Here is a 17,767-nt window from a genome sequence, read left to right as displayed (position 1 = left end):
CCTGTTCCAATTTTGGAGGAAGGCTTCGGGACATGAACAACCATGGAACCAAGAAGCTTTATCTCATCTCATGATTCCGGCAGCATGGCGTCCTGCAAGCAGGCGCTGCAAACCGGATTGGACTGGATAAAGACAACATCAGGCTGCCCCTGATAGGCGGCAACCTGCTTCTTTTGTTTCATGAGCTCATAGTCCGAAAATTAACGGTCTTCGGGTAGGTACTCTCAGGCCATATTCCCAAGGATATACGAGGCATCAGCAATAATCGACAAACCACTTTCAAACCTCTTCTAGTGTAACAATCCCATGTCAGATTGTCAACGCAGAAAGACGAACATTAATCTTCATTTTAATAAAATAGTTCGTGTTTGTGTCACCATTCCCATATATTCCCTGTACATTTGCTAACATGACTAAACCAGTCTGCTTAATTACGAACCATGTGCACGATCGTGATAAAAGAGACACCAAAAGAAGACAGCACCGGTCCAGGGCTGTCTTCTTTTGGTTGGCAGTACCCGGCATATCGCGCTGATCTAGCCCGCGCTTCCAATAAAGGCATACCTGGCAATAATAAGAACCGCCAAAACCCACATCAGCCAATGAATCTTGTATTTAACATCGCTTTTGCCCGACAAATTAGCCACAGTCGCCAGCAGGACATAGGTGACGATACCGAACGAAACGCCGTTGGCGATATTGTACGTGAACGGCATCATCGCAATGGTCAGGAACGCCGGGATGGCATAAACCATATCCTTGAAGTCGATTTCCTTCACCGACTGCACCATCAGCACCCCGACAATAATCAGCGCCGCAGCCGTTGCCGAGCCCGGTATGAGCGCGATAATCGGCCACAGGAACAAAGCAACCAGAAAGCCTGCACCCGTCGTAACGGCTGTAAGGCCTGTCCGCCCGCCCTGGGCAATACCTGCGGAGCTCTCCACAAAAGCTGTGACCGTGCTCGTTCCAAGCATCGCTCCGCCGCTTACGCCAACTGCGTCGACGAACATCGCTTTACCGACCCGTTTCTTGCCCTCTACAGGGTCTTTCATGATACCCGCGCGGTTGGCCGTACCTACCAGCGTACCGAAGGTATCGAACAATTCAACGAACGTAAAGGTCGCAATAACGGAGATCAATCCCGTTTGCCATACGCCCTCGAAATCAAAATCCCAGAAATTCAGCTCGCCGAATCTCGGCGCCCATGTTTGCCCTTCGAGCGTTGCACTTACATTCACATCGCCGGTGATAATCGCAATGACTGTTGTTGCCAAAATGCCCCACAGTATCGCTCCCGGTACGCGAAGCACCATCAATACGGCTATCAGGGCAAGTCCTGCCAGCGTTAAGTAAACGGTCGGATTCTCCAGGCTGCCCATATGAATAACCGTCTCAAAGCTAAGTACATCGGTGAATTGGGCTTTCGGAATGTCCGTTGCCGTATTTTCCACGCCGATTGTGAGCAGCCCGCTGTTCTTGAGCCCGATAATCGTGATGAACAATCCGATTCCGACCGTAATCGCATGCTTCAGGCTGTCCGGAACAGCGGTGATCAGCATTTGGCGGATTTGCGTGAGCGTCAGTATCAGAAAGATGATACCCGAGATAAATACGGCCGTAAGGGCCATTTCCGGAGAAATCGGTGAATTTGTGGCTTGTGAAGCCAGTACAGTCGTTGCAAAATAAGCGTTGAGTCCCATCCCCGGCGCAAGCGCGACCGGAAAATTGACGAACAAGCCCATTGCAATGGTAAAAATACCGCCCGCGAGCGCAGTGGCAAGGAATACGGAATATACGCTTAGCCCCGTTCCGCCAAGAATGCTCGGGTTTACAGCCAGAATATAAGCCATCGTCATGAAAGTGGTGAGGCCTGCCATAATCTCTGTCCGTACATTTGTTCCGTTTTCCTTCAGTCGAAAGAAACCATCCATTTTTTAACCTCCCCAAAACATGTGTACAGAACAACAAGAAACCTGAGAAATATATGCCTATAAGTCAGCATCTTCCCCAGGTTCCGGGCAAAACAGGAATCAGGACTGCTGCTATCCATGAGACAGCATGACAGGCGCATGGCGGACCGTTACCACACTTTCCTTCTTCCAGCTTTTCGTAGCAGATCATTTAGGGTGATCCCGCAAACGACTCCAAGGCCGATTCCTGGGATTATACGAAAAGTTGTGCAATTGTCAATGTGAAACATGACTATACATCATTTTAAGGACGTTGCTGCAAAACTGTCAATTAAAAAAAAAATAGTTTCATAGAGGATTGGCTGAAGTCTCGATTGTTAAAAAGAGCCTGGAATCCCTCAATGGAGGAGTCCAGGCTCTTGAAATTTATTCCCACTCGATCGTCGCCGGCGGCTTCGATGTAATGTCATAGACAATGCGGTTGACGTTGTCCACCTCATTGACAATCCGGACCGAAATTTTCTCCAGCACATCCCAGGGAATGCGCGCCCAGTCCGCCGTCATTCCGTCGATGGAGGTAACGGCGCGAATGCCGACCGTGTAAGAATAGGTGCGCGCATCGCCCATAACGCCAACGCTTTTCATATTCGGCAGCGCCGTGAAGTACTGCCAGATCTCGCGGTCAAGGCCCGCTTTGGCAATTTCATCGCGCAGAATGGCATCGGATTCGCGGACGATCGTCAGCTTCTCTTCCGTCACTTCGCCCAGCACACGGATGGCAAGTCCGGGACCCGGGAACGGCTGGCGCCATACGATAGCATCCGGCAGTCCGCATTCCTCGCCGACCTTGCGCACTTCATCCTTGAACAGCGCTTTGAGCGGCTCGACCAGCTTGAATTTGATATCCTCCGGCAGCCCGCCGACATTGTGATGCGATTTGATCGTTTGCGCCGTTGCCGTGCCGCTCTCCACAATATCGGTATAAAGCGTGCCTTGGGCAAGAAATTCGAAATTCTCGAATTTATCGGATTCTTCCTGGAACACATAAATGAACTCGTTGCCGATGATTTTGCGCTTGCGCTCCGGATCGTCTACGCCGGCCAGCTTGCCGAGGAAACGCTCGCGGGCGTCGATTTTGACCACCTTCATGTCGAATTTGCCGACGAAGGTCTCCATGACGCTGTCCGCTTCGCCCTTGCGCAGCAGACCGTGATCAATGAACATGCAGGTGAGCTGGTCGCCGATCGCCTTGTGCAGCAGAATCGCCACAACCGAAGAATCAACGCCGCCCGATAACGCGCACAGCACCTTGCCGGTGCCAACCTGGGCGCGGATATCGCGGATTGTATCGTCAATGAAGGTTTCCATGCTCCATGTGCCTTCACAGCCGCATACATTATAAAGGAAATTACGGATCATTTCATTGCCGTAAACGGAGTGGCGAACCTCCGGATGGAACTGAACGGCGAACAGCTTGCGCTCGGCATGACTCATCGCTGCGATTGGCGCATGGTCCGTGCTTGCATCGACGCGGAAGCCTTCCGGCAGCTCCACGACATGATCGCCATGGCTCATCCAGACGGTTTGACGGCCTTCCAGTCCTTGTACAAGCGTAGCATCCATAACGAAGTCCACATCGGCCTTGCCGTATTCGCGCTTGCCTGCCCGTTCGACTTTGCCGTTCAGTTGATGGGACATAAGCTGCATGCCGTAGCAGATACCGAAGATCGGCAGACCCAGATCATAAATAGCGGGATCCACAAGCGGCGATTTCTCCTCATAGACACTTGCCGGTCCTCCCGAGAACACGATGCCTTTCGGCTGCAGTTCGCGGATCCGCTCCACCGGCGTGTTATAAGGGAGCAGTTCGCTGTATACGCCCAGATCCCGGATACGTCTTGCGATTAATTGGTTGTACTGTCCCCCGAAATCAAGGACGATAATCATTTCATTTGGCTTGTCCATGCCGTGCCTCCTCAGGATTTTTTGCTATACTTCGGATATCTGATCCTGCGAGCCAAACCATCCCGCTTCGGAAGCATATACTAGAAATCAATGTGATCATTATATATAACGTCGTTTGGGACAGTCAAGGCATAGTAAAGGCGATTGTTGAGCGCCGTCCGGAATCGGGGAGGGAATGCCTGTCAGGGCATACTGTTCACGAAATGCTTCAGGCAAAATAAAGGGAGGCGGTTGCCTCCTGCCTCCGGCAATAGATTGACGGGTGCTGCACGTTGCGGGATTTCAAAACGCTGCGAAACGACGAAGAGCTGTGGAACTTTGAACCGTTGCGGAGCTTTGAAACGTTGCGGGATTTCAATACGCTGCGAAACTTCAAATAAAGCCTGGGCGCTTGAACGCCGCCCAGGCTTAGTTGTTTCTTCGTATCCTAAAAAGCTTTCCGGCGCGAAAGAAAAGGGCAGCTGGGCGGGCATGAAGTTGATAACCATCACGCATCGTCACACCCCGCGCTGGGAGCCGTGCGGGGTGCCGAAAGTTATTTGGCTGCCAGTCTCCGCTGCAAGGCCTGCTGCGATTGCACGGCTTTGCCGACTGCGCCCGGCTGCAGCGCGCTAATCAGCAGTTGAAGCTGCTCCACGGACGGCGGCTCTCGCCAGTCGTCGCCGTAGCGGGCTTCTTCGTCCCAACGGACGAAGTCGGCGATCAGCCGTGCGGTGTCCGGCGGCAGGTTCAGCGCCGCCGTATATTCGCGCGCCGTGCGGCCGGTTCCCCGGGCGCCGCAGCCAGCCTGCAGCTCGCGCCAGCACGCGTCCGCGAGCGCGAGGAAATACGCGCGGACCGCTGTGCGCCGGCCCGATGCTAGAGCGCTGCCATACTTGTGCAGCGCTGTGGCGAACGCATGGCGTTCGCGCCTGCGCCACGCCGCCGCCAGCAGCACGGCGACGGCTGTGGCGCCTGCGGCCAGCGCGGCCACGGCCCATGGCCTGGCCGCCGCTGCGCCGCGAACCGCTTGCGCGAGGGCATCCGCCTCGCGCAGAGCGGCATCGGCGGCCCGCACCGCGGCCGCCTGCAGCTGAGCTGCCGCGCGCATAACGCGGCCCGGCGCGCCCGCGGTACTTCCCGCTGCGGCGGCATCGCCCGCCTGCGCGGCAAGCCCCTGCTGGGCAGCATCGGCCGAATCAGCCGATGCTCCTCCGCCGGCTTTGCCAATCGTCGCCGCAAAACCCGGCGTCGGCTCAAAAGCCACCCAGCCGGCGCCCGGGAAAAACACCTCTACCCAGGCGTGCGCGTCGCTTGCACGCACGTTGTAGCTTTGCAGCCTTGCCGCTCCCGCGTTCCCGTCACTGACTCCTTGCCCTCCGCTCTGCTGCCCCTCTGGCTGATCGGCATCCGAATCCGTCTCCCAGGATGCCGCAAATCCCTTCACATAACGGGCCGGAATGCCCTGTGTGCGGAGAAGCACGGTCATGGCCGTGGCAAAATGGACACAGTACCCCTGCTTCTGCTCAAACAGGAACTGATCGACGAAATCCTCCCCTTTTCGGGGAATCGCCGTATCCTTGAGCGTATACGCATAATGGCTGCGCAAATAGCTTTCGACAGCCTTTGCAATTTTATACCTTCCGCCATCGGTTGCGCCTGCAATGTTTCCTGCGAGCTGGCCGACACGCGGCGGCAGGGATAAGGGCAGCCGGGTATAGTCGCGTACAATATCTTCCGGGTCCAGCAGCCCTGGCTTACCCGCTTCAGATGATATGGCCTGCAAATCCGGCAGTGTGGTTTCCACTGTATATTGATAGATTCGCTGGCTGGCCGTCTCCGGGTATAAAGCTCCGGTTGCCGTATCGGCCCGATAGCCCAAGACGTCGGCATCACCATGTGCAGCAGCCAGCTGCAGCGACAACACTTTGGCATCCGCCCCTGCACTGAACAGCGGCCAGCCCTCCGCGGGATAAACGGCCGTGACGGTCTGGCGGAGCAGGTCCCCCTCCTGCCCGGCTTCTCTGGCGGTTGGATCGGCGGAGAGGCTGGCCACATGAACAGCGCCGCCATCACCGGCAATCAAGCCGCCGCCGGCGACTGCCCGCCGCTCCAGACGCTGTTTGCTTTGAATCCACCCCTGTCCGTCGTAGGTATCCTTGCTCTCTCCACGCAAATAAGTCGGCTGCGGGGTGAGCACCTTAAACAATATAGTGTCATCCGGGGAAATCGGCGCGCCCAGGGAGCGGTCATCGAAGCCGTAGCCGGTCAGCGCGCCACCGCCCCAATCCGCGCCTGTCTGCAGGTCTCCGGGCATAGGGCCGCTCATTGCCCCTTGCGAATGTTCACCGTTCAACCGGCTGGTTCCCCATTCGACTGCTTGCTCTGCCCAAGGCGCCTGCTTGCCTGAAGACTCCGCTCCCTGCGCCGCCCATAATCCGCCTGCCATCAGCAGCACAGCCACCCAGGCTGCCGCGCTCCACCAGCCTGACGGCCATCCCGCCAGAAGTCCGCCGCGCCCTTTGTAAGCATCAATGGGTCCAAGGGTTCTCTCCACGCGCGGCAGGGTCAGCAGCATGCCCAGCACCAAGCCCTCCAGGCAGGTACGAATCAGACCAGGCAGCACATCCAGGCCGAGAAATGCGGACAGGGCCACCAAATAGGCGGCAGTCAGCACGGCGAGACCGATCCCCCATTGACGAAGCCATACCAGAGATTGAATTGCGGCGGCCATCATGCCAAGTCCGGCAACCAACAGCAGGGTGCGCGTCTCTCCGCTAAGCTGCAGATTTCCTTGCAGCAGCCCCAAAGCGTCAGCTCTCAGCGCCTCCACAAGCTGCACAAAAGCATCCGTCAACGAAGGAGTTTGGACACCGAACAGCACCAATACCGTTGTCAGGCATACAAGGCTGCTTAGCGCCAGCGAAACCCACAGCGGGGGCACAAAAAGGCCGATCGCCAAATAACAGCCGATCGCCGCAATAACGGGATAAATCCGGTAAAGCTCGGTATAAGCCTTTAACTGCTCCAGGGGCAAAAGCCACTCCGACAGGAGTCCGAACAGCAGCAGACTCGTTATAAAACGGCGCGGGAAGCTGGCAAAAAATCCGCTTTCCTTCTCGATGGCCAGCATATCCTTATTGACTCGGGCCGGTGTATCAGATACGGACACTGGCATAGCCGTCTCCCCCTTCCAGAATTTCAGGCTGCCTCCGGTAAGCAGCGGGAAGCGGGAGCAGCACCGCCCGGCAGCCGCGCTTAATCAGTTCCTCCATATACAGCCGTTCGCTATCTGCAGCATCCCCCGCGCATGCCAGCAGCATATGCAGCTTGCCCCGGCGGGCTGCGGCCAAACGGGCGGCATAGGCTGCCCTGTCACTGCTCTCCGGCTCTCCGCCATTCATAGAAGCTTCGCTTGAAGCATGCGCCATATAACCGGAACCATCTGCCGCCTGTACGTGGGCACTCTTGCCTGTTCCCTGTACAGCGCCTGCCGTCAGTGCTGTTCCGCCGACAGCCCTTTTGCCGCCGCTGTGCGCCGTTGTCAAACAGATGACAGCTGAGCCGTGCGGGAGGCGGGCAATGATATTCCCAAGCTGGTCGAAAAACGGTTGACGGCCGGACGGCTGCAATCTTAGAAGCCGTTCCTCTGCAGCCTGCAGGCTCTTCTGGTCCAGGGCATGAACATGGAGAACCGCCTCTTCATGGCCCGTCACCAGGAGCGTTATACCGCTTCCTGCCCAGAATGCGCGGCGTATCACCTGGGCCGCCCGCCCGCAGTTGGCGTCAAACAAGCGCCCGTCGCCGCCATACGAGCTCAAATTCCCATCCAGCACAACAATGATATCGCTGGGCGCATCATTGTCATGCAGCCGGGTTTGCATGCCGAGCCCTCTGGCCATCGCCCGCCAATCAATGCGCCAAAGAGGATCTCCAGGGATATAGCCGCGAGACTGCGAGCCTGCCCCCGATCGGCGGCGGGCGAATTTGGCAGTCATGCCCGTCCGGTCGATGGGTCGGCGTTCATAGGACCGGCTGCGCCCCTCCATAGAAGCAGGCAAGCCTTCCAGCTTCTCTCCCTGCGGGGCATCGGCCCCTACTGTTACGCTGCCCAGTGTAGGGATCGTGAAGCTCCGTATGCTTACTCCAAGCAAATCGCCGGCGCTGATCTGCACCGGACGAAAACGCCATTCTCCCCTGTGCAACCCGCTCACGGAATATGAAAAAGAATGGCTGCGCCGCAGCCAGGGAATTTCCAACGTCCGCCGCTGCAGCGATGCACGGCCGTCTCCATTGGAAGCGAAATTATTCTCAAGCTCTTCATGTACCGAAATCCACATTAACGGAAGCGGCCTTGTCGTCTTGACGGTCACTTCGACCTGTATCGTTCCCCCATCGGAGAGAGATCCCTTCTCCTTGATGGTCCGAACAATCTGAATGCTGCCTATAGCCGCATAAGGGATGATGAGGCACCAAACGGCGGCAGCACAAACAACTGCGGTCAGCAGCCACTCCACAGCACCTCCCCGCGATTGCAAAGCAAGCAGGCAGACAATGACCAGCATAACGAGCATAAGCCGTGCAAGATGGCGGCTGCGCGGCTTGGTTCCCAACTGTTTCACAGTAGTCGGGGCCTCGGCCAAGGGATTGGCCCCTCTTCCCGCCGTTTCGGCTATCCCGCCAATCCCCCTTGTGCTGCTCGTTGCCTGAAGATTGGAGTTCAATCCTCCAAACATGTCCCCGGACCGGATCATCGGGTTCGGCCGCCATCCGAGGTTGGAGCAGGTATGGGGGTCTCCTCCAGAATCCGTCTGAGCACAGCGGCTGCGGAATGCCCTTGCGCAAGCGACTCATCCCTAACAATGAGCCGATGTGCCAGAACGGACTCGACTGTCGCCTTCATGTCATCCGGCACGACAAAACGGCGTCCCGCCACATAAGCAGTCGCCCGTGCGGCGCGAACCCAGTCGCGGGTGGCCCGCGGACTTGCTCCAAGCAGCAGCTCCGGCGCACAGCGCGTGGCATGGATGATCATTACAGCATAGGTCAGCAGAGCCGAGTGTACATGCACCGACTGGGCATCCTTCTGCATGCGCAGCCATTCCTCCGGAATAATAACCGGGCGCAGCTCTTCGGCTTGCAGCCGCCCCTCGCCGGACTCCAGCATGAACAGTTCATCCTCCGCGGACGGATAGCCGACCGACAGCCGCATCATGAAACGGTCCAGCTGCGCCTCCGGCAGCGGATAAGTCCCGTCGTCGCCAAGCGGGTTCTGGGTCGCCAGCAGCATGAACGGTTTTGGCAGCCGCATGGTCTCTCCATCGGCTGTTACGCTCCGTTCCTCCATCGCCTCAAGCAGCGCGGATTGGGTACGCGGCGGAGTCCGGTTGATCTCATCGGCAAGGACAACATTCGCCATAAGCGGTCCCTTCCTGAACACCAGCTCTCCGCGCTTCCCGTCCCACACCATCCCTCCCACTACATCTGCCGGCATCATATCTGAGGTAAATTGAATGCGGCGGAAATCCCCGCCCATCACACGGGCCAGCGCCTTCACCAGCAGCGTTTTGCCAACGCCCGGCACATCCTCCAGCAGCACGTGACCCCCGGCGAGCAGCGCTGCCATCACTTGAACGACAACTTCGTTTTTGCCTATAAAAACACTGTTGATTCTGGCAATCATCAGCTCCAACAGTCCGCTGGACGCTTCCGGCCAGCCTTCAGGCTCTCCATGATTTTGAAAAACCGAAGATCTCAGCTCATTTGCCGTTTGATTCGGAATCACTGCGCATCACAATCCTTTCATCGCTTTCGCTCGCGACCTGTCTATCAGCTAGCATTTCCACATCCTCTCCTGTTTAGTCTCATAGTTTGCGAGAAGCTCCACCCTGATCAATCAGGGTTTGTACGATAGTCTGGTCGTTATCGGCTATTGAAAATAAGCACCCTTGAGGACGGGCCTTACTAAGTCTGGAGACAGAGCATAAAATCATACCGGAGACCGCATGGATTTCATCCTTACGCCTATCACGTCAAGACCACCCCTCCTTATAAGATAAGAGTAACAATTTTATAAGAAGGAAGGGTGTTTAAGGAGTGAAACTGACAATGGCAAGAACGGGTACGGGAGCAAGATTTTTTGAAGGAGAGAAATGGCTGGTGCTTACCGGGCTGCTGGGTTTTGTGCTTGCAGGGGTATGCGCTGTATGGGTTCTGCTGTACGGAGGTCCTGTAGCCCCGAATGGGGATGTCGCCAAAGCTATATCCTTCGATGCGGCGTTGGGATTATTCTTGCTGTCGACAGCCGCTATCAGTCCGTTGTCCGGGATGGGGACGCGAGGGAGAGCTTTCTTCCGTTGGTTTTATATCGCGCTTGGACTTTATTCATACGGGGCGGAAACGATCCAAAACTTCCGCGGCGTCAATCCGAGATTCGTAGAGGGCGGTTCGAGCTTTGATGTCGCGGTCGGTTCCGGCTTTGCTTTCGTTGCCCTGCTGCTTGTTTTGTTCTATCTGTTCCTGGGCATTCAATATTTCCGCAGGAAAGCCTCCGGACTTCGTCCTGAGCTGGTGCTGGGAATCCGCTATGCGATGATTGCCGTCCTGCTCTCTTTTGCGGCCGGTATCTGGATTTCAGTCAATCAAAGCCGATTCGTCGGGATGAGCGGCAATATTATCTGGCTGCACGGCCTCGGCTTCCATGCGCTGCAGGCTGTACCCCTGGTTGCATGGTTGACGGAACGCTCATCCCTTAACAGCCAGAAACGCAGAAGATTGATCCATATCACGGGTATCGGTTTTATACTTGGATTAGGCGCCATCGGTTGGCAGACCGTTAACGGAGCTTCCATTATGGAGTTTTCGGTCCTTCCGGTTCTTGCGTGCTGCTTCTTTCTTATCTCACTGGTGCCGCTTGCTCTGCTTGTCCGCAAGCAGGGAATCAATGTCCCCAGTGGCAGATCACATGTTCATTAGGTTAGTACTGCCGCCAAGGATGAATGGAGCTCATTGTACAGCCATGGCTGGATAATTTGTATGGTTTAAAAAGCTCTCGTCCGCTTTGGCGGCTTGCACAAGTCGCTTCACATTTTATAGATCCGTCATGGTCTGGCTGGCCCCGAACCGGCCACGCAGTAAGGTTTTTCCCGCCTACAGCGATCGGAATCGAGGCTGGCCTGCATGTAAGCAGGTTTTTCCTCACTGGAGCCACCGTCAGGGCTGTGGCTGGCCCCGGACCAGCCACGCAGTAAGGTTTTTCCCGCCTACAGCGATCGGAACCGAGGCTGGCATGAGTGTAAGCAGGTTTTTCCTCATTGGAGCCGTCATTTGGATTTGCTTGCACCGGATCCCCATTCAATTATTACCGGCACAAATAGTTTGCAAAATAGAAAATGCCGTATTGCCCTCACCGGCAATACGGCATTTTTTAACCCGCTCAAGAAAATATAAACTTCGCACCTGGCATTCCTGCCTGCACCGGTTAAAGGCTTTGCGCCGCTTCCAGCACCTGCTGCACATGCCCTTTAACCCGAATACTGCGCCATTCACGGACCAGTTTGCCCTTTTCGTCAATCAGGAAGGTCGACCGGACCAAACCCATATATTCTTTGCCATACAGCTTCTTCAGCTGCCAGACACCGTACAGCTCGCAGACCTCATGCTCGGTATCGGCAAGCAGCTCGAAAGGCAGCTCGTATTTGGCTGCGAAGCGCTCATGCCGCTCTGCCGTATCCAAACTGATCCCGAGCACCGCCGTCCCGATCTCGCCAAATCCGGCATAATTATCGCGAAAATCGCAGGATTCCTGTGTACACGCCGGAGTCATATCCTTTGGATAAAAGAATAGCACCACCTTCTGACCGAGATAATCGCTCAGCTTCACCCGGCGCCCGCCAATGGTCTCCAGAGAGAAATCCGGTGCCGGTTTTCCAATGCGCGCCTTTGCTTTTTTTGCCGGCATTGTACGCTCCTCTCCCTTCCTCGTTTGATTTCCTTATAACATCCGGGCCAGGCTCAGCCTAAGAGCCCGCCCCGCGGTAGCGCTTGACTCCGTAGTTCCAGACCATGAGTCCGATTGTCAGTACGACAATTCCCATCACCGGCGTCAGCAGCGACAGCGTGGACAGCCCGTCTTCCTTGCGGTCGAGAAAATAAGAAGCCGGGATGACGCCGACGAAGGCAAAAGGCAGCAGCCACGTCAGGAGAAAACGGATGGTTTTATTATAAATGTTGACGGGATACCGTCCATAGTTCTGGATATTGTACATAAGCGGCAAAATACCCGTCGGCGCATCCGAGAAGAAGGAAATGGCTGTCAGCGCAATATACAGACCGGCGTAAATAAATACAGCGCCCAGCGTGAAGACCACCAGCATGAGCGCATCGAGCAGCTCGAACGGAAGGCCCAGCTGCGACCAGCTAATTGCCATAATGACCGCGCCGACAATGGAGCCGAACAGGGATGGCGGGTCCATATTTTCCAGCAGCACCTGATACAGGTTATGGGCTGGACGCGTCAATATGCGGTCCATCTCGCCCTTGACTATATAACGCTCGCTGAAGCCCCAAAGATTAAAGAAAATCCCGAAAATGCCCGATGGCACCATGAAGAAGCCATAGACGAACACCACCTCGGCTTCCGACCAGCCGCCCAGCGACGCGGTATGCTGAAACACGACGAGAATGAAGATCAGGTTCACGCCCTGGAATAATAAATCCGAAAGCACCTCGACCCAGAAGTCCATCCGGTAAGTCAGCCTGGTCTTGACATAATTCTTCATGTATTCCGCACATAATGACCAATAGAATCGCATTGCGCCTCAACCTCCTTGAACGAACAGCCGGTAACGCGCCTGCCGCCATACCCATGCGATCGGGATGATCAGCACGAGAAACCAGATTATTTGGACGCCCAGCACCCGGACCGCCTCGAAGCCCGCAACCCTGCCGGTAAATACCGAGCTCGGCAGGTAGGTAATCGCCTGGAAGGGCAGCCATTTCATCGTCACGGCAAGCCATCCGGGAAAGAACGAGATCGGTACAACAACGCCTGAGAACAGGTCAACCAGGACGCGCTTCATCCGCAGCATCCCTTGATTATTTTCCACAAAAAAAGCAAACAGCCCCGTCAGCATATTAATCTGGGTGTTGATCAGAAAGCTGAGCACCAGCATGACAAAGTAAAGCGCCCATACGCCGGGATCCGTAGGCAGCTTGACCGGGAACAGCAGGCAGGCTATCGCAAGCCCCGGAACCATGAACAGCAGCAGGCGGAAAATCCCTTCCCCGAAGCCCTGCATCAGCTTTACGATCAAATAATTATAAGGCCGGATAAACTGGATCGCCACGCTGCCGTCCCGGATTTCGTTGGCTATCTCCGTATCCAGATTATTGAAGTAGAACGCTCTGGCCATCCAGGAGACGGCCACATAGGTGGTCATCTGCCCAAGCGTAAATCCGCCAAGCACCTTCTGGTCGCCAAAGATCGCTTCCCAGAGAAAATAATAAGCTCCGATATTAATGGCATAAATAACAATACCGCTGTAATAGTTAACGCGATAAGCGAGCATCATCAGGAAACGGATCCGGATCAGATCCAGATATGCGCTACCCATGATGTACCGGCTCCTTCTCGCTGCTGCTGTCCTTTGTTATGGGAGCGGCTGTCCCGTCAGAGCTTTCCGCTGTCCGTTCTCCCATATATTGGCTGAGCTTATCCGCCGTCTCCTGCGAAGCCGAACCGGATTTGTAAATTTCACGGACAATCTCGTCTGTATTGGTCTCCATGATTTTGATATCGCGGATCTCCGCGACACCCCCGACAACACGCGAGAGCGCATCGGAAACATTGATTTCATGAGGCAGGAACATTGTCGCCGTTACTTCATTGTCGATGGACCAGCTCACTCCGCTTAAGCCTTCCGTTTGCTGCTTCAGCACACGGATATCCGGCTGTTCGCCGAACTGGAATTGAATTTCACGCCCTTTGCTCCAGCGCGACTTCAGCTCATCCAGGCCGCCATCGTAGATGATTCTGCCATCATCCAGCATAATAACCCGCGTGCAGAGCGCTTCGATATCCTGAAGGTCATGCGTGGTGAGGAGTATGGTCGTCCCCTGCTCCCGGTTGATTTTCTTCAGGAAATCCCGGATTTCAGTTTTTACGACAATATCCAGCCCGATAGTGGGCTCGTCCAGGAATAGAATGGAAGGATTATGAAGCAGCGACGCAACCAGCTCGCAGCGCATCCGCTGACCGAGACTGAGCTTGCGTACGGGCCGGTTCAGCAGATCCCCGAGCTGCAGCCGCTCCACCAGTTCATTCAGACGCTTGCGGAATTCCTCCTCCGGAACACGGTATACTTTGCGCAGCAGCTGGAAGGACTCAATAACTCCGATATCCCACCACAGCTGGCTTCTTTGACCGAACACGACTCCGATTCCATTCACAAATTTCTCGCGGTCTTTGAACGGGACGAAGCCGTTAACCTGAATATGTCCGGAGGTAGGAACGAGGATGCCGGTCAGCATCTTGATGGTTGTTGATTTGCCTGCCCCGTTCTCTCCAATATAACCGCATATTTCACCTTGAGGTATTTGGAAGGAAATATCCTTTACAGCTGTAATTTCATTATATTCGCGCTTAAACAGATCCTTCAGCGCCCCGCCGAGTCCTTCGCGGTTTTTCTGGACACTGAACTGCTTGCGCAAATCTTTGACATCAATCGCTAGCATTGCGGAAGCTTCCTCTTTTCTCTTCGACATTTCCTGGGAAATGTTCGTTTTTTTTCGATTTCTCTATCTATTTATACGCCGTCAGCCAGGCGAGTTCAAGCAGGAAAGTCCTCCTTTTTTCTCCATTGCGGCGTTTTTCACGGGGTTTCTCGGGGTCCTTTACAAAGATTTCTTAAACAAAGCTAATCTTTGGTTTCTATAATTTTCCTTTATACGTGGCCGAAATGAGCCGTTTCAGCTTTATTTTCGACATTTTATTGTATTAGGAGGGTTTTTTAACGACCAATACACACCAAATACAAGATAAAACTTGCTTCTGCATGTCAAAACATTTTATAATTTTATGATGAAGAACAGCTTCACATAAGTTCTTCTTTCAATCAGGAAGAAATCACCAGTACCTTTCATCATTCGTTAATCCATGCAGACAATTCCAAAAACAAACGTGAATCATACCAAGGAGGGGAACAAAAAAGGATGCCGCGGGTGAAATCAAACAAGAAAAGACCATGGCTAAAACCGCTTATTATCGTCTTGTCCATCCTGTTTGTTGTCGTGGGAGGCGTTGGCGCCTACGCAGCATATCAAGGATATGGTATATATAATCAACTGGACACCCTGCAAAAACCAAAAGAAGAATCCCGTTTCGGACAGTTTGAAGTGAAAGAAGAAGAAAAACCGGTTGAATGGGAAGGAACGGAGCGCGTCAACATTCTGCTCATGGGCGGCGACAACCGCGGGCTGGAGAAGAATGAAGCGGCACGATCCGATTCCATGCTGGTCGCATCTATCGATCCGGTAACGAAGAAAGCTCATTTGTTCTCCGTTTTGCGCGATACGTATGTGCCGATTGAAGGTCATGGCGAGGGCCGGATCAATACCGCGCTTGCGCTCGGAGGACCGAATCTGGCCATGAAGACGATCGGCGGTATGCTCGGACTTGATATTCAATATTATGTGTATACGGATTTCGAAGGCTTCAAATCGTTGATCGACGCCATCGGCGGAATTGATTTTGACGTTGAGAAAAACATGAACTATGTCGACAATGCCGACGGCAACCGCTATGACATCCATCTCAAAAAAGGATTTCAGCATCTGGACGGCGAGCATGCGCTCATGTATGTGCGCTTCCGCCATGATGCGATGAGCGATTTCACACGGACTGAGCGGCAGCGCAATTTTCTGGATACTGTTGCAGACAAGCTCAAGAACGGTTGGAATTTGTTGAAAATGAAACAAATTCTCGAGAGCGTCAATCCTTATATCGAAACGAATCTGGATATTTCCGATATGCTCAAGCTTGCCCAGCTCGGAGTGAAGACGCAGCTGGCCGGTCAAGCGCAGGTTCCCCCGATGGATAACATCGGTGACCGCAAGGTCTCCGGCGCTTCGGTGCTCTCTATCCGCGATGATGATGAGCTCCTGACGTACGTGCAGGAAATCCTCACAGAGGATTCAACAGCACCGGATACAACAACTACCGGTACCGGCAATGCAGGCGGAGCAAGCGCAAATACTTCCGGTTCAGGCAATACCGGTTCAAGCACGAATATAGGCAATACAAGTTCAAGCTCCAATACCGACTCAAGCACCAAAACGAACGAATAACCGGTAACATCATAAACAAAAGGGTGAATTCGCGAGCGGATCGCCCTTTTGTTTTGTTCTCCGGCGGATAAGCGAAAGCCGTTTCCGGAGAAGTACATAATAAAGTAAATTCGACAGGAGGCAACAACATGTCTTTGAATCATACCCGTTCGGAGGCGCTCTACACCGAGGCGCTGGAGCATATCGTCGGAGGTGTGAACAGCCCTTCGCGCTCGTTCAAAGCGGTCGGCGGCGGTGCCCCTGTTTTTATGGAACGCGCACAAGGCGCTTATTTCTGGGATGTTGACGGCAATCGGTATATTGATTATCTTTGCGCTTACGGCCCCATTATTACCGGCCACGCCCATCCTCATATTACGGATGCCATTATCCGTGCGGCGAAGAATGGAACCCTGTACGGCACGCCGACTGAGCTGGAAATTCAGCTTGCCAGGATGCTGAAGACCGCCATTCCCTCGATGGACAAGGTCCGTTTTGTCAATTCGGGCACAGAAGCGGTGATGACGACAATCCGCGTTGCCCGCGCTTATACAAAGCGCAATAAAATAATCAAATTCGCGGGCTGCTATCATGGCCATTCCGATCTGGTGCTTGTGGCTGCCGGCTCCGGTCCCTCCACGCTCGGAATTCCCGACAGCGCCGGCATTCCGCCCAGCATTGCCAGTGAAGTCATTACGGTTCCTTTCAACGATCCGGATGGACTTCACCAGGCTCTGGAGCGTTGGGGCGAGGATGTGGCCGCTGTGATGGTAGAACCTATCGTCGGCAATTTCGGCATGGTCATGCCCGCTCCCGGATTCCTGGAGCAATTATGCCGGATGACGCGCGAAGCAGGCGCTCTGGTCATCTACGATGAGGTCATCAGCGGCTTCCGCTTCCACTACGGCAGCGCCCAGACCTATGAGGCTTTTCCCGATCGGCAGGCGATTGAGCCCGACCTTACCGCACTGGGCAAAATCATCGGCGGAGGTCTGCCAATCGGCGCTTACGGCGGGCGCAAGGACGTGATGGCCCAGGTTGCGCCGCTCGGGCCTGCCTATCAAGCGGGCACGATGGCCGGCAACCCTGCCTCGATCTCGGCAGGTATCGCCTGTCTGGAAGTGCTTCAGACTCCCGGCGTTTACGAACAAATGAGCACTCTCGCCCTCAAGCTCAGCGCAGGACTGCAGCAGTTGGCGGATGATCAGGGTATTCCCCTTACGATCAACCGCATCCGAGGCTCATTTTCGACTCATTTCTGCACAAATCCCGTGACGAATTATGAACAGGCCCAGCTTGCCGACGGCGAGCGGTTCGCACGGTTCTTCCGGCTGATGCTGGAGCAGGGAATATGTCTGGCGCCTTCCAAATATGAAGCCTGGTTCCTCACTACCGCGCATACCGAAGCGGATATTGACCAGACCCTGGCTGCTGCCCGGGTCGCGTTCCAGACGATGGGCCAGGATTAATTTCATCCGGCGCAGCGGTTTACCGTTATCTTACTCCTGTTTCATCATCCTATGCATAGAAACCGCGTAAAAGGCCGTCCACAGCTGGACGGCCTTTTACGCGGTTTCTCATATAAT

13 protein-coding genes and 2 riboswitches are annotated in these 17,767 nt (G+C 54.7%); of the genes, 3 read left to right on the top strand and 10 right to left on the bottom strand.

Features of this window, described 5'->3' with window-relative positions; all coding sequences use genetic code 11:
• Positions 1-169: 169 nt before the first annotated feature.
• Positions 170-271, bottom strand: a riboswitch (purine riboswitch).
• A gap of 265 nt (positions 272-536) precedes the next feature.
• The 6 genes from AC0YOA_RS17865 to AC0YOA_RS17840 all read right to left on the bottom strand — a co-directional run bounded on the left by AC0YOA_RS17865 (position 537) and on the right by AC0YOA_RS17840 (position 9,642).
• Positions 537-1,934, bottom strand: coding sequence for an NCS2 family permease (locus AC0YOA_RS17865; RefSeq protein WP_475787731.1), 1,398 nt, complete (start codon positions 1,932-1,934; stop codon positions 537-539).
• Between the two features lie 159 nt (positions 1,935-2,093).
• A riboswitch (purine riboswitch) is annotated at positions 2,094-2,194 on the bottom strand.
• Positions 2,195-2,339: 145 nt separating this feature from the next.
• Positions 2,340-3,878: a glutamine-hydrolyzing GMP synthase gene (guaA, locus tag AC0YOA_RS17860; protein WP_475787730.1), complete on the bottom strand. Its 1,539-nt coding sequence runs from the start codon at positions 3,876-3,878 to the stop codon at positions 2,340-2,342.
• 182 nt (positions 3,879-4,060) lie between these two features.
• Complete coding sequence (locus AC0YOA_RS17855; protein WP_475787729.1) at positions 4,061-4,369, bottom strand: hypothetical protein; 309 nt, start codon at positions 4,367-4,369, stop codon at positions 4,061-4,063.
• A 44-nt stretch (positions 4,370-4,413) separates the two neighbouring features.
• Positions 4,414-7,035: a transglutaminase TgpA family protein gene (locus AC0YOA_RS17850; RefSeq protein ID WP_475787728.1), complete on the bottom strand. Its 2,622-nt coding sequence runs from the start codon at positions 7,033-7,035 to the stop codon at positions 4,414-4,416.
• Positions 7,016-8,611: a DUF58 domain-containing protein gene (locus tag AC0YOA_RS17845; RefSeq protein ID WP_475787727.1), complete on the bottom strand. Its 1,596-nt coding sequence runs from the start codon at positions 8,609-8,611 to the stop codon at positions 7,016-7,018. The genes AC0YOA_RS17850 and AC0YOA_RS17845 overlap by 20 nt, the downstream gene beginning before the upstream one ends.
• A complete protein-coding gene (locus AC0YOA_RS17840) occupies positions 8,608-9,642 on the bottom strand; it encodes an AAA family ATPase (protein WP_475787726.1) in 1,035 nt (344 codons plus the stop codon). Before AC0YOA_RS17840 ends, AC0YOA_RS17845 begins: the two co-directional genes overlap by 4 nt.
• A 323-nt stretch (positions 9,643-9,965) precedes the next feature.
• Here AC0YOA_RS17840 and AC0YOA_RS17835 point away from each other — a divergent pair, with 323 nt between their 5' ends.
• Positions 9,966-10,832, top strand: a complete 867-nt coding sequence (locus AC0YOA_RS17835) for a hypothetical protein (protein WP_475787725.1) — start codon at positions 9,966-9,968, stop codon at positions 10,830-10,832.
• A gap of 505 nt (positions 10,833-11,337) precedes the next feature.
• On the opposite strand, the gene bcp is transcribed toward AC0YOA_RS17835, so the two are convergent.
• From bcp to AC0YOA_RS17815, 4 genes are read right to left on the bottom strand one after another with little or no spacing between them, the layout of a single operon-like run.
• On the bottom strand, positions 11,338-11,817 hold the full coding sequence (gene bcp / locus AC0YOA_RS17830; RefSeq protein ID WP_475787724.1) for a thioredoxin-dependent thiol peroxidase: 480 nt from the start codon (positions 11,815-11,817) through the stop codon (positions 11,338-11,340).
• Between the two features lie 58 nt (positions 11,818-11,875).
• On the bottom strand, positions 11,876-12,670 hold the full coding sequence (locus AC0YOA_RS17825) for an ABC transporter permease (RefSeq protein WP_210042600.1): 795 nt from the start codon (positions 12,668-12,670) through the stop codon (positions 11,876-11,878).
• 6 nt (positions 12,671-12,676) lie between these two features.
• Positions 12,677-13,471: an ABC transporter permease gene (locus tag AC0YOA_RS17820; RefSeq protein ID WP_475787723.1), complete on the bottom strand. Its 795-nt coding sequence runs from the start codon at positions 13,469-13,471 to the stop codon at positions 12,677-12,679.
• A complete protein-coding gene (locus tag AC0YOA_RS17815) occupies positions 13,464-14,591 on the bottom strand; it encodes an ABC transporter ATP-binding protein (RefSeq protein ID WP_475787722.1) in 1,128 nt (375 codons plus the stop codon). Before AC0YOA_RS17815 ends, AC0YOA_RS17820 begins: the two co-directional genes overlap by 8 nt.
• A gap of 477 nt (positions 14,592-15,068) precedes the next feature.
• On the opposite strand from AC0YOA_RS17815, the gene AC0YOA_RS17810 reads away from it, so the two are divergent.
• Together AC0YOA_RS17810 and AC0YOA_RS17805 are read left to right on the top strand one after the other, a co-directional pair.
• On the top strand, positions 15,069-16,202 hold the full coding sequence (locus AC0YOA_RS17810) for an LCP family protein (protein ID WP_475787721.1): 1,134 nt from the start codon (positions 15,069-15,071) through the stop codon (positions 16,200-16,202).
• A gap of 128 nt (positions 16,203-16,330) precedes the next feature.
• Positions 16,331-17,650 (top strand): glutamate-1-semialdehyde 2,1-aminomutase, encoded by a 1,320-nt coding sequence (locus AC0YOA_RS17805; RefSeq protein ID WP_475787720.1) that lies wholly within the window; start codon positions 16,331-16,333, stop codon positions 17,648-17,650.
• Positions 17,651-17,767 lie beyond the last annotated feature (117 nt).

It is taken from the genome of Paenibacillus sp. JT22N12, assembly GCF_056269365.1.
The sequence above is the reverse complement of the archived record's forward strand: the minus strand, read 5'-3'. Positions and strand labels throughout refer to the sequence as shown.

Coding starts and splice junctions, on each gene's coding strand:
- AC0YOA_RS17835 (WP_475787725.1), top strand. CDS start 9,966: ATGGCAAGAACGGGTACGGGAGCAAGATTTTTTGAAGGAGAGAAATGG.
- bcp (WP_475787724.1), bottom strand. CDS start 11,817: ATGCCGGCAAAAAAAGCAAAGGCGCGCATTGGAAAACCGGCACCGGAT.
- AC0YOA_RS17845 (WP_475787727.1), bottom strand. CDS start 8,611: ATGATCCGGTCCGGGGACATGTTTGGAGGATTGAACTCCAATCTTCAG.
- AC0YOA_RS17810 (WP_475787721.1), top strand. CDS start 15,069: ATGCCGCGGGTGAAATCAAACAAGAAAAGACCATGGCTAAAACCGCTT.
- AC0YOA_RS17805 (WP_475787720.1), top strand. CDS start 16,331: ATGTCTTTGAATCATACCCGTTCGGAGGCGCTCTACACCGAGGCGCTG.
- AC0YOA_RS17820 (WP_475787723.1), bottom strand. CDS start 13,471: ATGGGTAGCGCATATCTGGATCTGATCCGGATCCGTTTCCTGATGATG.
- AC0YOA_RS17850 (WP_475787728.1), bottom strand. CDS start 7,035: ATGCCAGTGTCCGTATCTGATACACCGGCCCGAGTCAATAAGGATATG.
- AC0YOA_RS17825 (WP_210042600.1), bottom strand. CDS start 12,670: ATGCGATTCTATTGGTCATTATGTGCGGAATACATGAAGAATTATGTC.
- guaA (WP_475787730.1), bottom strand. CDS start 3,878: ATGGACAAGCCAAATGAAATGATTATCGTCCTTGATTTCGGGGGACAG.
- AC0YOA_RS17865 (WP_475787731.1), bottom strand. CDS start 1,934: ATGGATGGTTTCTTTCGACTGAAGGAAAACGGAACAAATGTACGGACA.
- AC0YOA_RS17815 (WP_475787722.1), bottom strand. CDS start 14,591: ATGCTAGCGATTGATGTCAAAGATTTGCGCAAGCAGTTCAGTGTCCAG.